Genomic DNA, 19,309 nt, shown 5'->3' on the forward strand with positions numbered 1-19,309 from the left:
CACGTGTTACTCACCCGTCCGCCGCTAACCTGCTGGAGCAAGCTCCAGCAAGTCCGCTCGACTTGCATGTATTAGGCACGCCGCCAGCGTTCGTCCTGAGCCAGGATCAAACTCTCCGAAGAAAATTTATGACTCAATTTGTTGCTGACTTAAAAATTTAAAACGTTTGGTACGCTTTTGGTTTTGTTTAGTTTTCAAAGATCATTTGCTTCAAGCGAAGCTTTATTAATATAACATTACGCCGTTTTAAAGTCAAGCATTAATTTCACTTTTCTTTTTTCAGGCTGTGTTGCTTTTTCGCGTTTTTCGCGGCAACGAATAATAATATACCACGCCGAAATTCCCTTTGCAATAGCTTTTTTATCATTTTATAAAAAAAGATTTTAAAGAACGAAAACGCACTGAATTTGTCTGAAATTCAGTGCATCATTTTCTAGTTGAATCAGGTCTTTTTTAAATAAAGAACATCAAGCAACCTCCGTTTAAGTGAAGCAAACTTCATACTTGTAAAGAGATCATCTGTCCTTGGCCGGGTAAATTCCACACTAACTTCTTCTATTATTCTTCCCGGCCTGGGCGAAAGAATAAAGATTCTGTCTGACAGAAAGATGGCTTCATCCATATCATGAGTAATGAATATCACTGTCTGTCCCGTTTCCTCGCATATTTGGATAAACCACTTCTGAAGCTCAAGTCTTGTCATCGCATCAAGCTTTCCAAAAGGTTCATCCAATAGAAGGAGTTCTTTATTATTTAAATAGGCTCTTAGGAAATTGGCTCGCTGACGCATTCCGCCCGAAAGCATAAAAGGATAATGATCTTCATATCCTGCCAGCCCGAATTTTTTGAAAAGACCGCGCGCTTGATTGCGCGCTTCTTCTTTCCCGCTGCCTTGTATCTCTAAAGGAAGAATGACATTATCCAAAACCGTCCTCCACGGAAACAGGACATCACTTTGGGGCATATATCCGATAAGCCCGGTTCTATTCGTTATCTCTTCTCTATTGTAATAGACAGTTCCATTAGTCGGCTTATTTATGCCGGCTATAATATCAAGCAATGTACTTTTTCCGCAGCCGCTTGGTCCAATGATGCTTACAAATTCGCCTTTTTTCACATTCAAGTCTGTCGGCAGCAGGACATGCTGGTCTTCAGTATAAGATTTGCTGATTTGAGAAAGAGTCAGCATGCTATTCCTTTCCTTCAGGCAGGAACTCATTTGTAAAAGCTTCGCTTGGGTCGATGTTCTCTTCAATCAGCTTTCGTTCATACATCCAATCCGCATATCTTTTCCAGACCTTTTCTTCTTGTATGCCCCATTGCTTTGCATCTCCCTGATACTGTTCACTTAACCACACTTGACTGTCCTTCACTAGCTCAGCATTAATCTCAGGTACATTTTTAATCAGGATATCCGCTGCTTCTTCCGGATCCTCAATAGCAAATTGATAGCCTTTTGATGTAGCTTTCATGAAGGATTGGACCATTTCTTTATCTTTTGCCATTTTGGATTCGCTTGTTGCGATAAGTGGAGTGTAATAGTTTAAAGCTGGATCAAGGTCTTTTAGATAGATGTAATTCAATTCAATTCCCTGGCGGTCAGCCTCAACTCCGTCCCACCCTTGGAAAATCCATTGAAAATCGGTATCGCGTCCGATTGATTTGAAAAAGTCAGTTGCTCCAAGCGTGACATAATCCACTTTTTCAAAGTCTGCATTCGATTTATCCATGACAGCTTTGATAACAGCTTCTTCTGTCGGAGAACCCCATCCCCCATATCGTTTCCCTTCAAAATTCTTTGGAGAAGTGATGTTTTCTTCTTTTAATGAAGCAAATGCAGAAGTATTCTCCTGGATGATTGCTCCTATTGAAACAATCGGAACGCCAGTTGATCTTGCATGTGTAATATTCTCCTGATGGCTGACGGCAAAATCAACTTCCCCCGAAGCAACAATCTGATCAGCACTGACTCCTTCTCCCGGTTCAACAATTTCTACATCAAGACCTTCTTCTTTATAGAAGCCCTTTTCTTTCGCTGCATAAATGCCTGTATGATTTGTGTTTGGAAACCAATCCAGCATAATCTTTACTTTTTCCACTTCCTCATTAGATGCTTTTTCGGCTGATTCGCATCCAGATAAGATGAACACTAAACTAGATAGAATAAATAAGAATTTCTTCATTTTTTCTCCCCCGTGCTAATTAGAATGCTTTTTCTGCTTGTATTTCCAGGGCATCATGATTCTTGCCAGGATTTCAATGAGTGCAAAAATAATTAAGCTTAAACCTACTATTAAGATGATGGCTGCAAATACTTTTTCTGTTAGAAACGACTGGGAGGATCGAGTTAATAGAATGCCGAGTCCTTTGCTTGCACCCAGCCACTCTCCGATAACGGCTCCCATCACACTGTATGTTCCTGCTATTTTTAATCCTGAAAAAAAGAAAGGCGCCGCAGCAGGAAGTTTCAGTTTTATAAACATCTGCCTCCGGCTTGCTCCAAGCGTTCGCATGAGCTTCACCATGTCCCTGTCAACTAAACGGAATCCATCAGACAGGTTGATGGCGATCGGAAAGAAACAGACGAGCGCCACCACGATGACTTTAGGAAAAATACCGAACCCAAACCAGATGATAAGCAGTGGGGCAAGCGCGATAATGGGAATGGTCTGCGAAAGAACAAGCAGCGGTTCAACAGATTTTCGAACCCACTCTGACATGTCTATCAAAATAGCAATCAATACTCCCGCGGCTATTGCGATTAATAATCCAAGCACTGCTTCCGCCAGAGTCTGCAGGATATGCACGCCTATCGTCCCTCTCATTTCTGCAAGCGTGATGAAAATATCAGTCGGGCGCGGCAGAATCCATTTTTCCACCTCAGTGACGATGACAGCCACTTCCCATAAAAAGAGGAATAACAGCAGCACGATACCAGGAAGCGCAATCCCTGAAAGGGTGTTAACGGTATTTTTTAAGTTTTTCATCCATTGTGACCCCTTCTTTTGGACGGTAATGAATTTTCATGTGAGTCATCACCTCAGTCGCACCGGCTGAAATGCAGGCATCCTGCGCTTGCTTGACAATTTCAATCAGTTCATCAAGCTCTCCCTCCATTACCGTCTCCATTGCACCAACCTCATATTTCACTCCGGATTGCTGGACAACCTCAATGGCTTTGTCGACAATTTCATATGTATTTCCTTCTGATGATTTAGGCAGCACCTGAAATGCTAGATTTACACTGGACATTCTTTTTCCTCCTTAAATTTTTTCATATATGAATAGCTGACCGAACGACAAAAAAGGCTGCCACTGGGGCAGCCTTAACGCATTCGCAAAGTTATGGAAAAATAACGCATCTTCCGCATTCCCTCCGCTGGCATTACCCAGATCAGGTTAAAGGGTCGATACAAGAATCAGTATCCTCTCAGCCAAGTTCACTCAGCTCCCCTGCATATATTGAATTCATGGAAACTATAGCAAGATTCCGGAATATTGTAAAGATAAAAGAAAGGGCTTTCCAAACTTTTCTGAAAAAAATCTCAATATATCCTTGTCGAATTTTGCAACTTCCTGTATAGTAGTGTCTAAATCATATATTGCATTTGACCACTTGGGGAGCCATCCGGCTGAGAGTGAACATGTTGTTCAGACCCGTTGAACCTGTATAGTTAAAGCTTACGTAGGGATGTGGCGATGGATTCAAGTGATAACCCAACCAAAGCAGTGCGTGGAAACCATCCGACATTCCCCGCATTGCTTTTTATTATGGAAAAAAACAGCCCCGGTCGAATGTGCGAAAAGGGGAAAAGCTATGCAGACAAATACACGTCTTGTTTTCTTAGTAGAGGCAGCAATCCTTGGAGCGATTGCATTTCTGCTTGATTTAGCAACAAGCTTTATTGGCAAAATGCCTCAGGGCGGGTCAATCTCGCTTGCGATGATTCCTGTCTTGATTATGGGCTTTCGCCACGGTTTAAAAGGCGGACTGCTTACAGGATTTTTACTTGGTGTTTTACAGACGATTATGGGCTACACAACAATCGTGCATCCGGTACAGGGTTTTCTTGACTATTTTGTCGCATTTACCGTTGTGGGTGCCGGAGGAGTATTTTATAAGCAAGTCCAAAGCTCTTTGAACCCGCTGAACAAAAGACGGCTAATTACTTATGTAGTAGCGGCAGCTTTTCTCGGAAGCTTTCTGAGATTTGCAGCACATACACTTGCAGGAGCTGTATTCTTTGCAGAATTTGCAGGAGATCAGCCCGTTCTGCTGTATTCAGCCGGCTATAATGCATCATACATGGTGCCGACATTTGTCATTTGCTCCATTGTCTTAGTATTGATGCTGACAACTTCTAAATCACTTGTTTTAAAAAGAAAATAGATTCCGGTAAAAGCACCGATTTTTTCTCGGTGCTTTTTTTGTCATAATCTTTCATTTGTCTGCATGTACTAGTAGTAATAGATTTCTTATGGAGGACAAACGATGAATCTATCTTACTCATTCATGCTGATGACCTTTTTATTGTCGGTTTTTCATTTTCTATATGGTTACTTTGAAGCAATCAGAATCAGCAACGAAGAAGATTTAGTCAGCGGCTGGTCTGTCATTTTCTCTTTTCCGCTTGCCTTTGTATTCGCATATTTTGCTGCGGTGTTTCATCAGCAGATTTTACCTCACTAAAAAGAAACGGGACAACGTCACGTTTCTTTTTTCATTTCCTCTATTAAACTTTCTATGTATGGATTCAATTTCTCAAATGAGTATCCAGCTCTTTCAGCCTTCGACACATCCAGTGTCCAATCACCTGCTAATCCATAAGGCGAGGCATTCTCTTTCGTAATATCGCTTGTCACCATCGCCTTTTTGCCCACAGCACTCTCGATTTGATGCAGCAGATCATTGAGCGAGAGACTTTTTTCAAAAGCAATATTGAATGCACCCGCTAAGTTTTTTTCGCAAACCATATACAAAAATCCCGCTGCATCCTCAGATGACGTATAGCTATAAAAATGACCAGAATCCGCGAGGCCAATCGGCTCCTCGTTCTTCACCTTGTTCACATGAAATAAAAAGCGTTCCGTATAATCGTCTATTCCAATGACAAGTGCTGGTCTAACAGCGGCAACCGGCACATCTGCAGTCTGAAAAAGATAGGCTTCCGCGCTGCGCTTTGCTTCCTGATAGCCGCTCATCCCTTTATAGTCTTTGCGCTCTTTAAAGGAAGGCTTGTACAATAACGGATCAAAGTCCTCTTCTTTTCGTCCTCTCCCAAATTCATAGACTGCCATAGTGGACGTGAAAATATAATGCTTGATTTTACCCTGCAGCGCTTCGTAAGAAGATTTTGCTTCAAGCGGCGAAAAGCACGATTGATCATAGACAACGTCCCATTTTTTATGATCAAATGCTTTAATCATTGATTCTTTGTTTTCACGATCAATTATCAGACGATCAACACTATCTCCAAAGTCATCAGGCGTTCTTCCTCTTGTAGCAATCGTCACTTCTGTCCCATTTTTCAGCAGCTTATAAACAAGTCTTTTTCCGAAAAATTGAGTTCCGCCCAGTATTAATGCACGCTTCACAGTGATCCCTCTTTCCTTTTCAATGCAGCTGACAGTTTCGGCAAGTCACGCCATCCCAATGCCGTTTCCTGATGACCTGTTCCCTCAATCGTGTAGACGTCCTCCGTAATCTTCTCAGGTGAAAAGCGTTCGTAGAAACCTTTAGAAGGATTCGCATTCATTACCCAGAGCAGCATAGATTGATAGTTTTTCCTGATCAGCTCATCAGCAACCGCCTTTACTAGCCTTCGTCCAATGCCCGTTCGCTGCACTTCTTTTAATAAATAAATTGCATATAATTCTCCGTCAAACCCGTGTTCCTTTGTTCGTTCAGGACCGAAACCTGCAAATCCTACAATTTGACCTTTATCATTCTCTGCAACGAAAACAGAATTAGGATCAATCGACTGCCATCTTTTTTCTCTACTTTCATATGTAAGACTTTCCAGATAGGCATCTGCTACAATACCGGTATAAGTTGTTCTCCAGCTGTCCACATGTACAACGGCAATTTGTTTCGCGTCTTCATTGACAGCTTTTCTTATCTTATAATTCATGTTCAACACTCCTTGCTGATAAAATTCGACAAGTTCAAATTAAATCCCTACCTCTAAAAGGAGTTTCTTTTCATCAAACAGAATATGTTCATAGACTAAGACAATCGGAGGCTGCATGTGAAAATACTTCTGCATAGTTTCTTATCGGTTCTGTATATCGTTTATTTCACCGGAGTGTTTTACGTTCTGTTTCTCTTTTTGAATATCCCTGCCAGTGTAATCGCAGGAAGCATTATGGCGCTTTTGCTGATCAGCTTGTTTATCTATTCTATATACGAGATGATTCACCGCAAAGAAAAGAATCTGCTTTTTTTCAAAGGCCTGTCAGGATCCATCTTTCTTTCCATTACAGCCATCAGTTTAATCATCACCTTATTTTTCGTTGTCCTCATGAATGTAATGACGACTCATTTTAACTATCAAAATATTAGTCCGCGGGAGAAGTTTGAGTTTCAGGTTAACGCTTTTTTGCCGATTGACCCTTACGAAAAATATAAAGAGGATGCTGAAACGAAGAAAATTTCTCATCTGACTGTTTATTATTCCTCTCTGAGTAAAAGAGATATCCTGCTCGTTGAGGACGAATTCATAAATGCACGTAACATTAGTAAACGCTTGTTCGGCGAGATTGAAGATCAGCCGATTGACCTGATTCTGCTTGATGAATCGCCGGACTCGCTGCAGGAACTTGAGTATCTGGATTATATGGGATTTTACGATCATCTGAAAGAAACCATGGCGATTGTCATTCCGGATGATTTCGATGCCGCATCCCCGCTTGTCGTGGAAACTTTTTACCATGAATATGCCCATTACTATATGGAGAAAGCATTAGAGAAAATGGAAATCGACTCACTGAAAATTCCTATCTGGTTTAATGAAGGTGTAGCAGAATATGCCGGCTATAACGGAGAGGATGCAAAAATCCGTATTGACAGGGTGATTCCTTTCAATGAACTTAGAAATCCAGGAAACTGGGCAACGGCACTGGAAGACAGCCCGGAAGCGGAAGTTTATACTCAAAGCTACTGCGCCGTTAAAATTCTGACAGATGAATTTGGAGAAGACATTATTATGGAACTCCTGCTTGAAACCAAAGAAGCAAGCAGCTTTGAAGAAGCTTTAAAAAAGAAGACGAAGTATACGTATAAAGATTTAGAAAAGAAAATCATAGAAAAACAAAAAAGGACTCGAAATTGAGTCCTTTTCTCCTTTAAAGCGCTTGTTCACTTGAAATCTCGGCCACTTCTTTTTTTTCAAAAAGAAACAGCATGACCCCGATGATAATGATGGCTCCGCCAATTAATTGCGTAAGAAGAACCGTTTCGTCCAGGAAGTAATACGCAAGAATAATCGAACCAACCGGTTCAAACAGAATCGCTACAGAAATGACATTTGTCGAAATCCATTTAAGCGACCAGTTGAACAGTGAGTGGCCAAGCAATGTCGGCACAATTGCAAGCAGCAAAAAGTACAGCCAATCCTGCTTAGGAAAACCTGATAGCGGATAGCTTAGTAATACACAGTAAAGGAATAATGTCACAGAGCTTACCGCATAAACGATAAACGTATAAAGGGTCAGCGTATGACGCTTCCTCACACCTTGACCAAACAGCAGATAAGCCGTGACCATCCCGCAGGCCGCAAGCGCAAGAAAGTCTCCGAACAGAGCAAGCCCGCTGATTCGGAAATCTCCCCAACTGATAACAACACTGCCTGCAATGGCAAGCGCGGCACTGAAAATCGCCCTCGCTGACACTCTCTCTTTAAAAAAGAAATAGGTTCCGATAAACGCAAACAGAGGCTGAAGCGTAACCAGCACAACCGAACTAGCCACAGAGGTGTAGTTCAATGATTCAAACCAGAGAATAAAATGAAACGCAAGCAGCACACCGGCTAAGATCGAATAACTCCAGTCTTTTTTCGTTAACGTTTTAATATGAGGCAGCGATTTTGCCAAAAACAGCGGCAGAACGATAAGCGTGGAGAAAAACAGGCGATAAAACGCGATAACCGGAGCAGGTGCAGAAGTCAGCTTTACGAAAATCGCAGATGTTGACACCGCCGCAACTCCAATTGCAAGTGCCAGATAAGGATAAAATGTTGATTTATTCATGATTGTTCCCCTTTTGAAAGTACGTCTCTTCTATTATACTGCAAGTGCATCTGTATATTTTAGAGAATGATAGTTTTCAAAACTTTCTAAAAATAGTTTATAATGAAAGCGTAATCATTCTTTTTGTCCAGGGAGGTCCCATGCAATCACTAAAAAATAAAACCATCGGCCAATTATTGAAGGAAACTGTGTCAAAATACGGGAGCCAGGATGCCATTGTCTATTCAAAGGAAAACATCCGCTATACGTATGATGAGTTTTACAATGAAACAACGAAGCTCGCAAAAGCCTTAATGGGTCTTGGCGTGAAAAAGGGTGAAAACATTGCCATCTGGGCAACCAACGTCCCTGAATGGCTCCTGCTGCAGTTCGCATCTGCACGCATCGGCGCCGTCCTTGTTACCGTCAACACAAGCTACCAAAGCAGCGAGCTCGAATACCTGCTGAAGCAGTCTGACTCCACCACTCTTTTCTTAATTGACGGCTTTAAAGGAACATCTTATGTCGATATTGTCCGCTCCATCACGAATTCAGCTTCTGCAGAGAAATACAAGCAGATTGAAGCACTGCCGCACTTAAAAAACCTCATTTACATAGGAAATCAAAAAGCACCTGAAGAAATGTACAGCTGGAATGAGCTTCTCGATCACGGATCAAAAATGACAGATGAAGAGCTTGCCGAACGCGAGAGTCAATTAACTCCTGAGGGCGTCATCAATATGCAATACACCTCAGGCACAACCGGCTTCCCTAAAGGTGTGATGCTCACTCATCACAACATCGTGAACAACGGCTTTCTTGTCGCAAGCTCTATGAATTTAACGAATCAGGACCGTTTATGCATCCCGGTTCCATTCTTCCACTGCTTCGGCTGTGTTCTTGGCGTTCTTGCATGTGTATCTGTCGGAGCTGCCATGGTGCCAATCGTTGAATTTGATCCAGACCTTGTCCTTAAGACCGTTGAAAAAGAAAAATGCACAGGATTGCACGGAGTTCCAACAATGTTTATCGCTGAGCTGAACTCTCCTAATTTTAAAACCTATGATCTCTCAACCTTGAGAACAGGGATTATGGCCGGATCAACCTGTCCGATCGAAGTGATGAAAAAAGTCATCAATGAAATGGGCATGTCGGAAGTAACCATTGCCTATGGCCAGACAGAATCCTCACCTGTCATTACACAGACAACTGTGAATGACTCCATTGAACGCAAAGTTGAAACAGTCGGCAAAGCCCATCCTCATGTGGAAGTGAAAATTATTGACCCGCTTACTGGCAAAGAAACAGCACCTGGCGAACAGGGAGAGCTCTGCACAAGAGGGTACCTTGTCATGAAAGGCTACTACAAAATGCCTGAAGCAACAGAAGAGGCGATTGATAAAGAAGGCTGGCTCCATACAGGAGATCTGGCCACAATGGATGAACACGGCTATGTCGTCATTACCGGCCGCTTGAAGGACATGATCATCCGCGGCGGCGAAAACGTCTACCCGCGTGAAATTGAAGAATTCCTTTATCGTCACGAAAATATCATGGATGTGCAGGTCATTGGCGTTCCTGATGAAAAATACGGAGAAAAAGTCGCTGCATGCATCGTTCCAAAAGAAGGCGTCACCCTGACAGCAGAAGACATAAAAGCATTCTGCAAAGGACAGCTTTCGCATTATAAAATTCCTGAATATTACTATTTCGTCAAAGACTACCCGATGACCGCTTCAGGAAAAATCCAAAAATACAAGCTCAGAGAGCAAGTAAAAAACCATTTAACACAGGAACTGTCAGGAAGAAGCTGAAAAAAGAACTTTGTATATCACTTTGATAGAATGAAGGTGAAGGGAGAGATTACCATGCTAGAACATTCAAAGGCAGTACGCGCAGAATTATTGAACGAAGTCAAAAACATGACAGATGACCAGCTCAACCAAAAACCTTCACAGGGCGTATGGAGCCCAGGCCAAATCCTTGAACACCTTTACTTAATGGAGCGTGTCATCACTGGCGGCATGAAACAGGTTCTCATATCAGGCGAAAAGAAAGAAGTATCCGAAAAACCGCTGCAACTGGTCATCGACCGTTCCCGCAAAGTCCCGGCACCCGAAAACCTGAAACCAGCCGAAGGACCTTACGTAAAAGAAGAACTCTTATCAAAGCTTGAAGATTCACGCCGCGAGCTGATTAATTTCGCTGAAACGGCTCCCGGACAAGACCTGAATGAAAAATCCATGAAGCATCCTCACCTTGGAGATCTTTCCTTAAAACAATGGGTTGAGTTTATTGGCTATCATGAAAAAAGACACTTGCTGCAATTAACAGAAGTGAAAAGTGCGGCTTATTAAAGAGTGAGAGGATTATCCTCTTGCTTTTTCTTTTTGGCAATAGATATATCTATTATTTGTTTACGCCGTCATTTAATAAGCCATCATCTATATAAGACAATGACAGGCCAAATCAAGCGTTCAAAGTGATCAGGAAGACAGGTAGAGAAGGAGCGGGACGTATGCCCCAAGCTTTCTTTTTTTGTAGGCCAGATTACTTTATAGGTTAGATTGAATCCATTAATGTTATAATTTCATAGAATTTCAATTGAAAATGGGGTCAAACAAAAACAAAGATACATAAGGAGTTTGAAGATGATACAAGGGCTAAAAATCTTCAGCATCACATTTGCATCATTAGCTGCAATAACAACAATCGGATTCGCTACAATGTTCTTCTTGAATCAAGATTATACAAAAGAGAGAAACCAAGAAGAAAACGAAGCAATTTCAGCTGCAACATCTGATGAACCTGCAGAGCAGCCTGTACAGGATTACGGCAACACTGAAAACCCAGAATACCAGGACGCCGGAGAATTCATTGCCGATTTCCACGCATTTTATAACGAAACTACAGGCTGGGACCGAATCGACAGCTTAAACATGGCCGATCAAATTGCCCGTGCCACCGCAGCAAAAGCATATGCAGCCCACTTCGTCCCGCTGGTTGAAAATGAAGCTTTAAAAACCGACCTGCAATCCATTATCCAGCATTCTGAAAGTGTCATATACGGAAACAGTGACAACGTCCAAACTCTGCACCGTTATTTTCATGATTTGGATATGGTGATTAATGGGTATGTGCATGAAGACTTTTTTGGGGTGGTTGAGAGTGAGTGAGGTAGTTAATAGATTATAATAGAAGGGATAGACAACATGAAAACTGATTCTCAAAAGAAAACTATTTCAGTACCGCTTAATATTTGGTTAAACGTAGACAATGGACACATACATATGAACGTTGGAGGTAAATTAACCAGCGTAACAAACAACCCAGCTTCTAAGCGAGGAAACCCTAGTTTGTATGGAATACTAGAAGAACAGCTGCGTTTGGCTGGGAAGATTAAATAGTTTTTAAGTGAGGCCATTTCTATTTGAAATGGTTTTTGGTTTTTGCATGATACTGATATTTTTTTTAAAATCCTATTGCATGTAAGGGACTGAGGCAGTATAATTTACATTATCGCAATTGAAAAATCTGTTTAATTGCCTAATACTTTTTTCATGGGGGCTTAGCTCAGCTGGGAGAGCGTTTGGCTGGCAGCCAAAAGGTCAGCGGTTCGATCCCGCTAGTCTCCATTATCTAAAACACTAATATAAAGCCATTCCTGAATATTTCAGGAATGGCTTTATTCATTTTTATTAATATATTCAGGAATTCAGCAAATTAGGATAACAGAATAATATCGTCTTATCTCTAATGAAATAAAAAAACTCGTTCACAACTGAACGAGTAGGGTTGTGAAAAACCAATTAATAATAAAGAATGCTAGTGAGACTTATAGAACGTCTATTCACGCTATTCACAATCTCGGATCCACAGGATCACTCTCCAGCGCCAATGTTGCAAGCACACATTCATGCACTCTCTCAATGGTTTCACCATTTACATATCTCTTAATACTTTCAATTCCCAGCGCAAATTCTCGCAGCGCCAGTTTTTGCTTTTTAGCTGTATTCCTGTTTTTCAGCCTTTCAAGATTTTTCGGCGATAAGTAGTCCATCCCGTAAATAATGTTCAGGTACTTTCTGCCTCTTACTTTTATCGCGGGCTGAAGAAGCTTGCCTTTGTTCATTGCAATGTAGAATTCTGGCTTAATGACAATTCCTTCGTGCCCTTCTCTTGTTATGTCCTGCCACCATTTGATAACTTCTTCTGCACTTGCATCGTCTGTGATTAGTTTGTAATCTGTTTCAACAAATAAACTTGATAGTGCTGCATATTCCCGGTTCATTTCCATGTGCCATGTATGAGGCTTGTCAAAGAATGTCTCATTGCTGTGAGCGAGAACGTGGAATGGAGCGATTTGAATGGAATCGACATCTTCTATTTCCCAGCAATACTTTTGGAAGACTTCATTAAAGGTATGGGCGTTTTCAAGCTTTTGTTCGTATTCATTCAGCCATCCTTTTAAGTCAACGTTTTCCCCAACTGCTGCCTCTATTTTTTCTTTGAGCATTGTTCGGTCTAGGATTGCGTTTTCTGATACGTGAGCGTATTGGCTGCTGATCAGTTCTTTTGCTTTGAGGTTCCATGGCATGATTTCGGCGTCAAGGAGTATATAGTCTGTCTCGTACTTGTCAAAATACCCTTGTACAAGCAAATCTTGATTGATTTTTGATATTACTTTTTCCTCAGTTGCGCCGTCAAAGAATCGCCTTCCTGTTCTTGTATAGATCACACCATTTGATTCGATGCCAGTATGCTTTTTCGCTGATTCGGCATCTTTAAATACGAATAAAATCGCCCTGCTTCCCATATGCTTCTTTTCCGCAATCATGGTTTGAATGCCATGGCTTCTGTAGTAATTCATTGCTTCTATGGGATGTTCTAAGTAGTCATCTAAAGAAGAAGGACTGGGTGTCGGACTCATGGTTGGCGGGATATAGATTAACTGTTCAATTGGTACCGTATAGTGTGATATTGTATCAATCGCAGGCTTAACGATATCCTGATGAAGTTTAATCTCCCCAAAATCTTCAGTAAGAACAGAGTAGCCATTGATGAACTTGCCGATATTTGGTGGATTTAACCGATTTTTCTCCCACTCTTTTAATGGGTTTTCAGAAGCTCCTGAATAATCCTGCTTTGCTTTAACTGAGATAAATTCTCCTTCTGGATAGCGGAAAGCAGTCAGTGCTCCCCCAAAGACCACACCTTGGTCGATGTTTATCGTTTGATTAATCAGCAGTGGAGCTGGTTTTGGGTCATGCCCCCAGACAATCAGCGCTTTTTTCTTATGTGAAATATACCAATCTTTTCGTATTGGTTTCCCTTTTTCGTCAAAACCATCTGTATCGCCGTACCGGCAAAAGTCACTAATGGCTTCAGATTGCTTTCCAATAAATTCGTCTTTAATGCCGGCATGAGTACAGATTAAGGTCTGAACTCCGTTTTTAGTAAATACATAATGCGATGGAGCTTGAAGGAGAAACGCTTTAAGTGTCTTTTTTGCTTCCTCTGCTTTTTCGCTCCCTGCTTCCTTTTCATACACATTAAACTCTTCTTCTACTTTTTCATCGCCATGGTTTAAGGTTACATTTCTTCCATCCAACCATCTTGCAATTTTCCACCCGTGATTACTGTCAATCATATAGGCAAGGTTTTTGCTAACGTGTTCACAGAAAAAGAGCATCGTTTTCAGTGACTGAGGACCTCTGCTCATGATGTCTCCAATGGAAACAAACTTTCGGCCTTCAGGGTGAAGATAGAGGCCATCTTGATTTTGGTGATAGCCAAGTTTTTCAAGCACCAGTATCATTTCCTCATAGCAGCCATGAATATCACCAATGATGTCGATTCCACTCTCGATGTCTTTTTCTATGGGGTTGCTGCGCCTATTGAACTCAAGATTATCCGTTTCTTTTATCGTGTAAACGGACATATATCCTTCTTTTTTAATGAAACGCTTTTCTTTTTTGAACGTTTGGTATTGCTGTCTAATGCGTCTTTTCCCACGAGGATTGTCTCTTTGTTCATCTCTTATAAGCAGTTCATCTTCATGTATATCCATGACAATGGATATAATCGGTACATTGTTTTTTCGGGCTAAAGAAAGATATCTTTTCCGATCATCTGGATGAAGGTGAGTTGCATCCACAAAGGTTAATTTATTTAAACGGCATCTCGCATCAATGACAGAATCCATCATGGAGAAAGCTTCCTTCGAAATAGACTGATAGTCACCAAGCAGGCTGTCAGCTTCATCCTTCGGTCTATCACGCCAATCAATAAATTCAATGTCACTTACTAAAACCCGAAAGTCATCTGAACTAATGACCTCTGACGGCAGAATTTCTCTCTTTTCAATCATTCTTTTTAATAGGGTTGATTTTCCGCTGTTAGATGGTCCAATCAGCAAAACAATTCCTGCGTATGGCAATACGATTTGCATGCTTAGTCCTCCTTCCTTACGAACACACACATTTGTGTCGGGAAGCCATGTCTATCATGTTCTTCACCGATTCCTTCAAATTGAAGGTCATAGATTTTACGGTGATTCCGCTCTTCACACCAGTGCCGAAATTCTGCTCTTGTCCACTCAAAGCGATGGTCATTGTGGCGGAAATGGTCCTCCATATCGTAAATCTCATTATATTCACGATTTGGAGTTGTAATAATCAGGGCGTTGGGCTGATAGTCATGTAAAATTGTATCCAGTACCTTAGGCAGACGGAACTCGTCGATATGTTCGATGACCTCGCACAAGATCATGACATCCTTGCCTTTTAACCTTTCATCATAATAAAAAAGAGATCCCCATATTGTTTCAGGGACAACAAATTTCTCTTTATTCTTCACTTTATCGAACCGCTCTATTGCTTTTAGGGTAGCGGATTGTGATGGCTCCACCGCCATAATTTCTTTAACTCCATCTGCAAAACCAAGCCGTACTGAAAGCTTTCCTTCACCCGATCCAAAATCGACGATGCTTCTTGGCTTCATTTGATTAACAAAATCAATGATTTTTTCATAGCGAAGATCATTTAAACGAACCTTTTCTATTTTCTCTTCCTTTTTCTCTTCTGTTTTCTTATTTTCAACGATACTGAAAATTTCTTTAAATCGAAGTGATTGGCGGTAAATATAATCCCGCTTCGGATGATCTTCAAGCCAGCCTTCTCCATATCTCTCAAGCTTCTCAATCTCTTTATCATCAATGTAATAATGCTTATAGTTATCGATAACAGGAATTAAGACAAATAGCTGTCTTAATCCGTTTTGCAGTGTCTTCATTCCTTTTAAACAAATGGATCTGGCAGAGCTTTTATCTTTCATTTCAAAAGAGTATTCAATGTCAGGACGCGATATGGCAACTTCATATCCAATAGGCTCAAATAAATCCTTTAATTGCTTATCAGAAAGAGAAGAAACCACAGGCCCAAACTCGAACTGAAACGAAAAACGATAATTGACCCACTCTGAATACTCTTCCTTAGGCTGTCCGTTCAATGCTGTCCCTAAAGCAGAACGAATAAAAGAACAAAAGAGGCTGCTGACGGCAAATTCCCGATCATTTATGTAATGCGTAATGTCGTATGAGTTTGAATTATTTTTAACGAGATCAATTGGATCTGGTGTAACAAAGATTGTCACTTCAAGCTCTGTTTCTTCAAACTTACTATAAAAAAGGCGTACTAAATGGCCTTTGTGATTTCTTTCATATAGATTGTTCGGGTTTTTTGACAGCAAATAAGAAATGGCTTTCACGTTGTCACCAGTTGCTTTGATTGTTAACTGCATTTGGAGCGCTCCTTTTCAAACAATATCCCTAAAATTGTTAAATTAAATATAGCACAAAAAGGGATGAAAACCCTTAGTAGCGCAGAAAAAAGGCAGCTGCATCAAACTACGGAATAAAACCTGAGGCACAGAAAAAAGACACCCAGAAAATCCGAGTGTCTGAAAAACGTCTATTTTTGAGTATCTGAAGCATCAATCAGCTCCCAATCCTGAAACTCCCCTCCCCCTGCATTCTGGATCTCCGCAATGGTTCCATTCTCTGGCCGGTTATTCTTAACGCCCAGCACTTTGCCGCTGTTGACGGCGCTGAAACGGTAGGTTCCATCCCACTGGTCAGTGATTCTCCATTGCTGATTGCCGTAGCCAAAGTACTCCCATATTTGCACATCGTCTCCCGCGGAGACCCCCGAAGCATCCAGGACGAACTTGCTGTCACCTGCGTGAACTTTATAAGCTCCAGGGGAAACTCCTTCCATCTTCCATGAATGCTCTCCACTTGGCTGAAGTTTTGCTTTAGATCCATTTGAATTTCCTTCAGGTGTAAGGATTTTTCCGGTTGTTATCTCAGCAATCTTAAAGGATGCCTTGCTCTCGACAATGGTTCTGCCGAGCAGTTTTCCATTTTTTGAAGCGGCGGTGATGATGCTTCTTCCGTGCCCTGTCATTCTGACTTCTGCACTGCGTTCATCCACTTTCTTGATTTCTGCTGCATCTGGATTGCTTGAATGCCATTTTATTTTTTGATCCTTGCCTGAGACAGATGCAGAAAGTTTGTGCACACCTCCGAGGGGAAGAGACAATGTTTCATGATCCATGACGATTGCAGTAGGGTCCCTGCTTTCTTCCTTCCAGACACCTTTTAATGGATATATATCAAGGGAAACAATTTTCACACTTCCGCCCTTGGTATAAAAGCTCATGCCATCACTTGCTCCGTCCGGAAACACGACATTTGAGAAAACGGCCTGACCGTCATTTCCGAATACCTCAATGGAAGATTCGTCTACGAAAATACTAAACTTTACTCGTTTGTTCTTAGGAGTAACGTTCGTTTCATGATAGGTCGAAAACTTGTCAGAGAAGCTGATGTCTCCAGATTCAGACCGGTCAAAGAACATACTGGACTCTCCAGCTTTATAGCCAACAACGGTTTTTTGATAGTCAGATTCCCTTAGCCCGAATCCGAATTCTGCTTTGCTGTTTACAGGCAGTTCGATTTCTGCTGCTAGTTCATAGGATGTTCCTTTTACGTTTGCAAGCAGATTTGAATCTTCGGGATTTACTGTATTGCTGCTCCATGTGGAAGCTTGTCCTCTGAGCTGCTCCAGTTCTTCAATCGGCTGCTGAAACAGTCTGATTCCTTCCCCTGGAACTGTCTTCAATGTCAGCTCACGCGGTATAGACATTTGCCCTTTCCATTGTGAAGTAGGAAAACTGAACGGGTAATCCCAGTTGCTCATCCATCCCAGTGAAATTCTGCGGCCGTCTTCGGCTGGAATATCCGCGAATGACATCGCCGCATACATTTCTTTGCCAAACTCATTTTTCAGTACAGTGCCTGCCGGATGATCACTTACGAAACGATTACCGTCAAACGTCCCCACAAAGTATTCTGAATCCGATCCGTCTGTTTTAGGATTGGCACCTGTACTGATGGATAAAACCCATTTTTTCTTGGATGGATCTCCGTCTACTGGCAGCTGGAAAAAGTCAGGGCATTCCCACACTCCGCCTCTCACATAATCTCCGTATCCGAACGATTCAATCATTTCCCAGTCCAGGAGATTTTGAGAGGTAAAGAACCGGATGTGGTCTCCTCCGGATACAACCATCACCCACTGCTTATGATCCTCATCCCAAACGACTTTCGGATCCCTGAAGTCCCAGCCTTCTCCCCCGTAAAATTCTCCGATATTCGGTATGATTGGATTGCCATCATAAAATTCCCACGTGCGCCCTTTGTCTTTGCTGTAAGCAACGCCAATTTTCTGATCACCATTGTGCTTTTCAGGATTAAATGAGGTGTAGAATGCAATCAGACCCGATCCTTCTTCCTCAAATAAACCGGAAGCATTGGTCTTATCGACCACTGCGGATCCAGACCATGCATGTCCCATTTCATTCCACGGAATGGCGATCGGCAGCCTCTTCCAATGGACAAGATCCGTGCTTACCGCATGAGCCCATTTTCCGCCGTCCTGATGGAAAAGATGATATTCACCTTCAAAATAAACTAAGCCGTTCGGGTCGCTCGCATATCCTCTTGCCTGCGTAAAATGATACTGCGGCCGGTAAAGCTCTGAATAATAATCGTCATGTGGTGTTGCGTAAACATGCTGAAAATAGGCTGTGCCATTATAGACATTTAATCCATATTTTCCGCTTGAATAGGCTGAGTCTTTTACGGAAATGGCCGGATCCGCATAACCATCAAAATAAACCTTCAGATCATCTCCGGCAGCATGAATCTCTACATGATAGATTTTGCCTGTTTCTAATTCCCGCTCAGCGATTCCAAGGGTACGATCTCCTTTTAAATCCAGGAGACGGATTCTGTTCAGGTTTGGATCCAGGGTTAGCATATATCCTTCACTGCCATCTGCCTTTCCCCTGAATACAAGCCCTGCCGTACCGTATGGAGCTTCAGCGTCTACCTTTAGATCTCCTTCCAGGACAAAATCTGCTCCCGCTGTTTGAGCCATTCGGTAAGTATTTTCTTCAGCCGGGCTCGTTCCAGCTGTTCCGTCAAGATGCGGTGCCCACTCTCCATTCACCGATTGGAAGCCTTCTAAATTGGTTTGAAGATCACTCACTTGAATGTTTTGAAAGACGGCATCTCCGCTGGCATGCAGCCCAAGAAATCCATTTGAGTAAGAATCATCTTCCGCTTTCAATACCGGAGTTCCTCCATTCTGCCAGAAAACCTGCAGGGAAGTACCTTCTGCTTTTACCTTCACGCGGTAAAGCATTCCCGGTTCGATCGGCATCTTTGCTTCTGCCAGGACATTTTTCTGGTGGGTATCCATCAGCTGCAAAACATCTTTACTTGCATCAGCCTTCACTTGATATGCCTTCAGTCCTGTTTTATCCGACCGGAACAGCAAGGAGCCTGCTGCAGCTTTATCTTTTAAGAGAAGATCAGATTCAAATATGAAATCAGCAGACGAAGTAGAGGAAACGGAATAGAGATTCTCTCCTTGATCAGGTGCAGCCTCTAACCCTTCAGAGCCAGGCTCCCATTTTCCTGTGATCGTTTTTAAGCCTTTCAGGTTTGTCCTCACTT

At 42.0% G+C, this 19,309-nt stretch carries 17 protein-coding genes, 1 tRNA gene, 1 rRNA gene and 2 riboswitches; of the genes, 8 read left to right on the forward strand and 11 right to left on the reverse strand.

Annotated features, from left to right (window positions below; all coding sequences use genetic code 11):
• The 5 genes from E2R53_RS13495 to E2R53_RS13515 form a co-directional block, all read right to left on the reverse strand.
• A 16S ribosomal RNA gene (locus E2R53_RS13495) occupies positions 1-122 on the reverse strand; the annotation flags it as partial.
• A gap of 320 nt (positions 123-442) precedes the next feature.
• Positions 443-1,189, reverse strand: a complete 747-nt coding sequence (locus E2R53_RS13500) for an ABC transporter ATP-binding protein (RefSeq protein ID WP_133312301.1) — start codon at positions 1,187-1,189, stop codon at positions 443-445.
• A gap of 1 nt (position 1,190) precedes the next feature.
• Entirely contained in the window at positions 1,191-2,183 is a 993-nt protein-coding gene (locus E2R53_RS13505; protein WP_133312302.1) for an ABC transporter substrate-binding protein, read from the reverse strand.
• A gap of 15 nt (positions 2,184-2,198) precedes the next feature.
• Positions 2,199-2,987: an ABC transporter permease gene (locus E2R53_RS13510; protein ID WP_133312303.1), complete on the reverse strand. Its 789-nt coding sequence runs from the start codon at positions 2,985-2,987 to the stop codon at positions 2,199-2,201.
• Complete coding sequence (locus E2R53_RS13515) at positions 2,962-3,252, reverse strand: MTH1187 family thiamine-binding protein (RefSeq protein ID WP_133312304.1); 291 nt, start codon at positions 3,250-3,252, stop codon at positions 2,962-2,964. The genes E2R53_RS13510 and E2R53_RS13515 overlap by 26 nt, the downstream gene beginning before the upstream one ends.
• A 100-nt stretch (positions 3,253-3,352) precedes the next feature.
• Positions 3,353-3,465, reverse strand: a riboswitch (TPP riboswitch).
• Positions 3,466-3,607: 142 nt separating this feature from the next.
• Positions 3,608-3,709, forward strand: a riboswitch (TPP riboswitch).
• 108 nt (positions 3,710-3,817) lie between these two features.
• Here E2R53_RS13515 and thiT point away from each other — a divergent pair.
• Together thiT and E2R53_RS13525 are read left to right on the forward strand one after the other, a co-directional pair.
• A complete protein-coding gene (gene thiT, locus E2R53_RS13520; RefSeq protein ID WP_133312305.1) occupies positions 3,818-4,390 on the forward strand; it encodes an energy-coupled thiamine transporter ThiT in 573 nt (190 codons plus the stop codon).
• Positions 4,391-4,492: 102 nt separating this feature from the next.
• Complete coding sequence (locus tag E2R53_RS13525; RefSeq protein WP_133312306.1) at positions 4,493-4,690, forward strand: hypothetical protein; 198 nt, start codon at positions 4,493-4,495, stop codon at positions 4,688-4,690.
• 17 nt (positions 4,691-4,707) lie between these two features.
• Here the strand turns inward: E2R53_RS13525 and E2R53_RS13530 are convergent, their stop codons facing one another.
• Together E2R53_RS13530 and E2R53_RS13535 are read right to left on the reverse strand one after the other, a co-directional pair.
• Entirely contained in the window at positions 4,708-5,595 is an 888-nt protein-coding gene (locus E2R53_RS13530) for an NAD-dependent epimerase/dehydratase family protein (RefSeq protein WP_165970986.1), read from the reverse strand.
• On the reverse strand, positions 5,592-6,131 hold the full coding sequence (locus E2R53_RS13535) for a GNAT family N-acetyltransferase (protein WP_133312308.1): 540 nt from the start codon (positions 6,129-6,131) through the stop codon (positions 5,592-5,594). The genes E2R53_RS13530 and E2R53_RS13535 overlap by 4 nt, the downstream gene beginning before the upstream one ends.
• Before the next feature lie 117 nt (positions 6,132-6,248).
• Between E2R53_RS13535 and E2R53_RS13540 the strand changes: the two genes are divergently transcribed.
• Positions 6,249-7,331 (forward strand): hypothetical protein, encoded by a 1,083-nt coding sequence (locus tag E2R53_RS13540; protein WP_133312309.1) that lies wholly within the window; start codon positions 6,249-6,251, stop codon positions 7,329-7,331.
• A 13-nt stretch (positions 7,332-7,344) separates the two neighbouring features.
• Here the strand turns inward: E2R53_RS13540 and E2R53_RS13545 are convergent, their stop codons facing one another.
• Complete coding sequence (locus E2R53_RS13545; RefSeq protein ID WP_133312310.1) at positions 7,345-8,247, reverse strand: DMT family transporter; 903 nt, start codon at positions 8,245-8,247, stop codon at positions 7,345-7,347.
• A gap of 116 nt (positions 8,248-8,363) precedes the next feature.
• Between E2R53_RS13545 and E2R53_RS13550 the strand changes: the two genes are divergently transcribed.
• From E2R53_RS13550 to E2R53_RS13570, 5 genes are all read left to right on the forward strand, one after another.
• Positions 8,364-10,040 carry an AMP-binding protein gene (locus E2R53_RS13550; protein ID WP_286166272.1) on the forward strand — a complete coding sequence of 559 codons (1,677 nt, stop codon included), beginning with the start codon at positions 8,364-8,366 and terminating at the stop codon, positions 10,038-10,040.
• Between the two features lie 30 nt (positions 10,041-10,070).
• Entirely contained in the window at positions 10,071-10,583 is a 513-nt protein-coding gene (locus E2R53_RS13555; RefSeq protein WP_133312312.1) for a DinB family protein, read from the forward strand.
• A gap of 294 nt (positions 10,584-10,877) precedes the next feature.
• A complete protein-coding gene (locus E2R53_RS13560) occupies positions 10,878-11,402 on the forward strand; it encodes a hypothetical protein (RefSeq protein WP_133312313.1) in 525 nt (174 codons plus the stop codon).
• A gap of 36 nt (positions 11,403-11,438) precedes the next feature.
• A complete protein-coding gene (locus tag E2R53_RS13565) occupies positions 11,439-11,633 on the forward strand; it encodes a hypothetical protein (protein ID WP_133312314.1) in 195 nt (64 codons plus the stop codon).
• Positions 11,634-11,788: 155 nt separating this feature from the next.
• A tRNA-Ala gene (locus tag E2R53_RS13570) sits at positions 11,789-11,861 on the forward strand.
• Between the two features lie 224 nt (positions 11,862-12,085).
• Here the strand turns inward: E2R53_RS13570 and E2R53_RS13575 are convergent.
• The 3 genes from E2R53_RS13575 to E2R53_RS13585 all read right to left on the reverse strand — a co-directional run bounded on the left by E2R53_RS13575 (position 12,086) and on the right by E2R53_RS13585 (position 19,307).
• Positions 12,086-14,677 (reverse strand): polynucleotide kinase-phosphatase, encoded by a 2,592-nt coding sequence (locus E2R53_RS13575; RefSeq protein WP_133312315.1) that lies wholly within the window; start codon positions 14,675-14,677, stop codon positions 12,086-12,088.
• A 2-nt stretch (positions 14,678-14,679) separates the two neighbouring features.
• Complete coding sequence (locus E2R53_RS13580; RefSeq protein ID WP_133312316.1) at positions 14,680-16,026, reverse strand: 3' terminal RNA ribose 2'-O-methyltransferase Hen1; 1,347 nt, start codon at positions 16,024-16,026, stop codon at positions 14,680-14,682.
• A 170-nt stretch (positions 16,027-16,196) separates the two neighbouring features.
• Positions 16,197-19,307, reverse strand: coding sequence for a GH32 C-terminal domain-containing protein (locus tag E2R53_RS13585; RefSeq protein ID WP_133312317.1), 3,111 nt, complete (start codon positions 19,305-19,307; stop codon positions 16,197-16,199).
• Between the last annotated feature and the right edge of the window lie 2 nt (positions 19,308-19,309).

Origin of the sequence: Peribacillus frigoritolerans (genome assembly GCF_004358755.1) — a bacterium.
Taxonomy (GTDB): domain Bacteria; phylum Bacillota; class Bacilli; order Bacillales; family Bacillaceae; genus Bacillus_P.

Coding starts and splice junctions, on each gene's coding strand:
- E2R53_RS13505 (WP_133312302.1), bottom strand. CDS start 2,183: ATGAAGAAATTCTTATTTATTCTATCTAGTTTAGTGTTCATCTTATCT.
- E2R53_RS13560 (WP_133312313.1), top strand. CDS start 10,878: ATGATACAAGGGCTAAAAATCTTCAGCATCACATTTGCATCATTAGCT.
- E2R53_RS13565 (WP_133312314.1), top strand. CDS start 11,439: ATGAAAACTGATTCTCAAAAGAAAACTATTTCAGTACCGCTTAATATT.
- E2R53_RS13515 (WP_133312304.1), bottom strand. CDS start 3,252: ATGTCCAGTGTAAATCTAGCATTTCAGGTGCTGCCTAAATCATCAGAA.
- E2R53_RS13510 (WP_133312303.1), bottom strand. CDS start 2,987: ATGAAAAACTTAAAAAATACCGTTAACACCCTTTCAGGGATTGCGCTT.
- E2R53_RS13575 (WP_133312315.1), bottom strand. CDS start 14,677: ATGCAAATCGTATTGCCATACGCAGGAATTGTTTTGCTGATTGGACCA.
- E2R53_RS13580 (WP_133312316.1), bottom strand. CDS start 16,026: ATGCAGTTAACAATCAAAGCAACTGGTGACAACGTGAAAGCCATTTCT.
- E2R53_RS13525 (WP_133312306.1), top strand. CDS start 4,493: ATGAATCTATCTTACTCATTCATGCTGATGACCTTTTTATTGTCGGTT.
- E2R53_RS13545 (WP_133312310.1), bottom strand. CDS start 8,247: ATGAATAAATCAACATTTTATCCTTATCTGGCACTTGCAATTGGAGTT.
- E2R53_RS13555 (WP_133312312.1), top strand. CDS start 10,071: ATGAAGGTGAAGGGAGAGATTACCATGCTAGAACATTCAAAGGCAGTA.
- E2R53_RS13535 (WP_133312308.1), bottom strand. CDS start 6,131: ATGAATTATAAGATAAGAAAAGCTGTCAATGAAGACGCGAAACAAATT.
- E2R53_RS13500 (WP_133312301.1), bottom strand. CDS start 1,189: ATGCTGACTCTTTCTCAAATCAGCAAATCTTATACTGAAGACCAGCAT.
- thiT (WP_133312305.1), top strand. CDS start 3,818: ATGCAGACAAATACACGTCTTGTTTTCTTAGTAGAGGCAGCAATCCTT.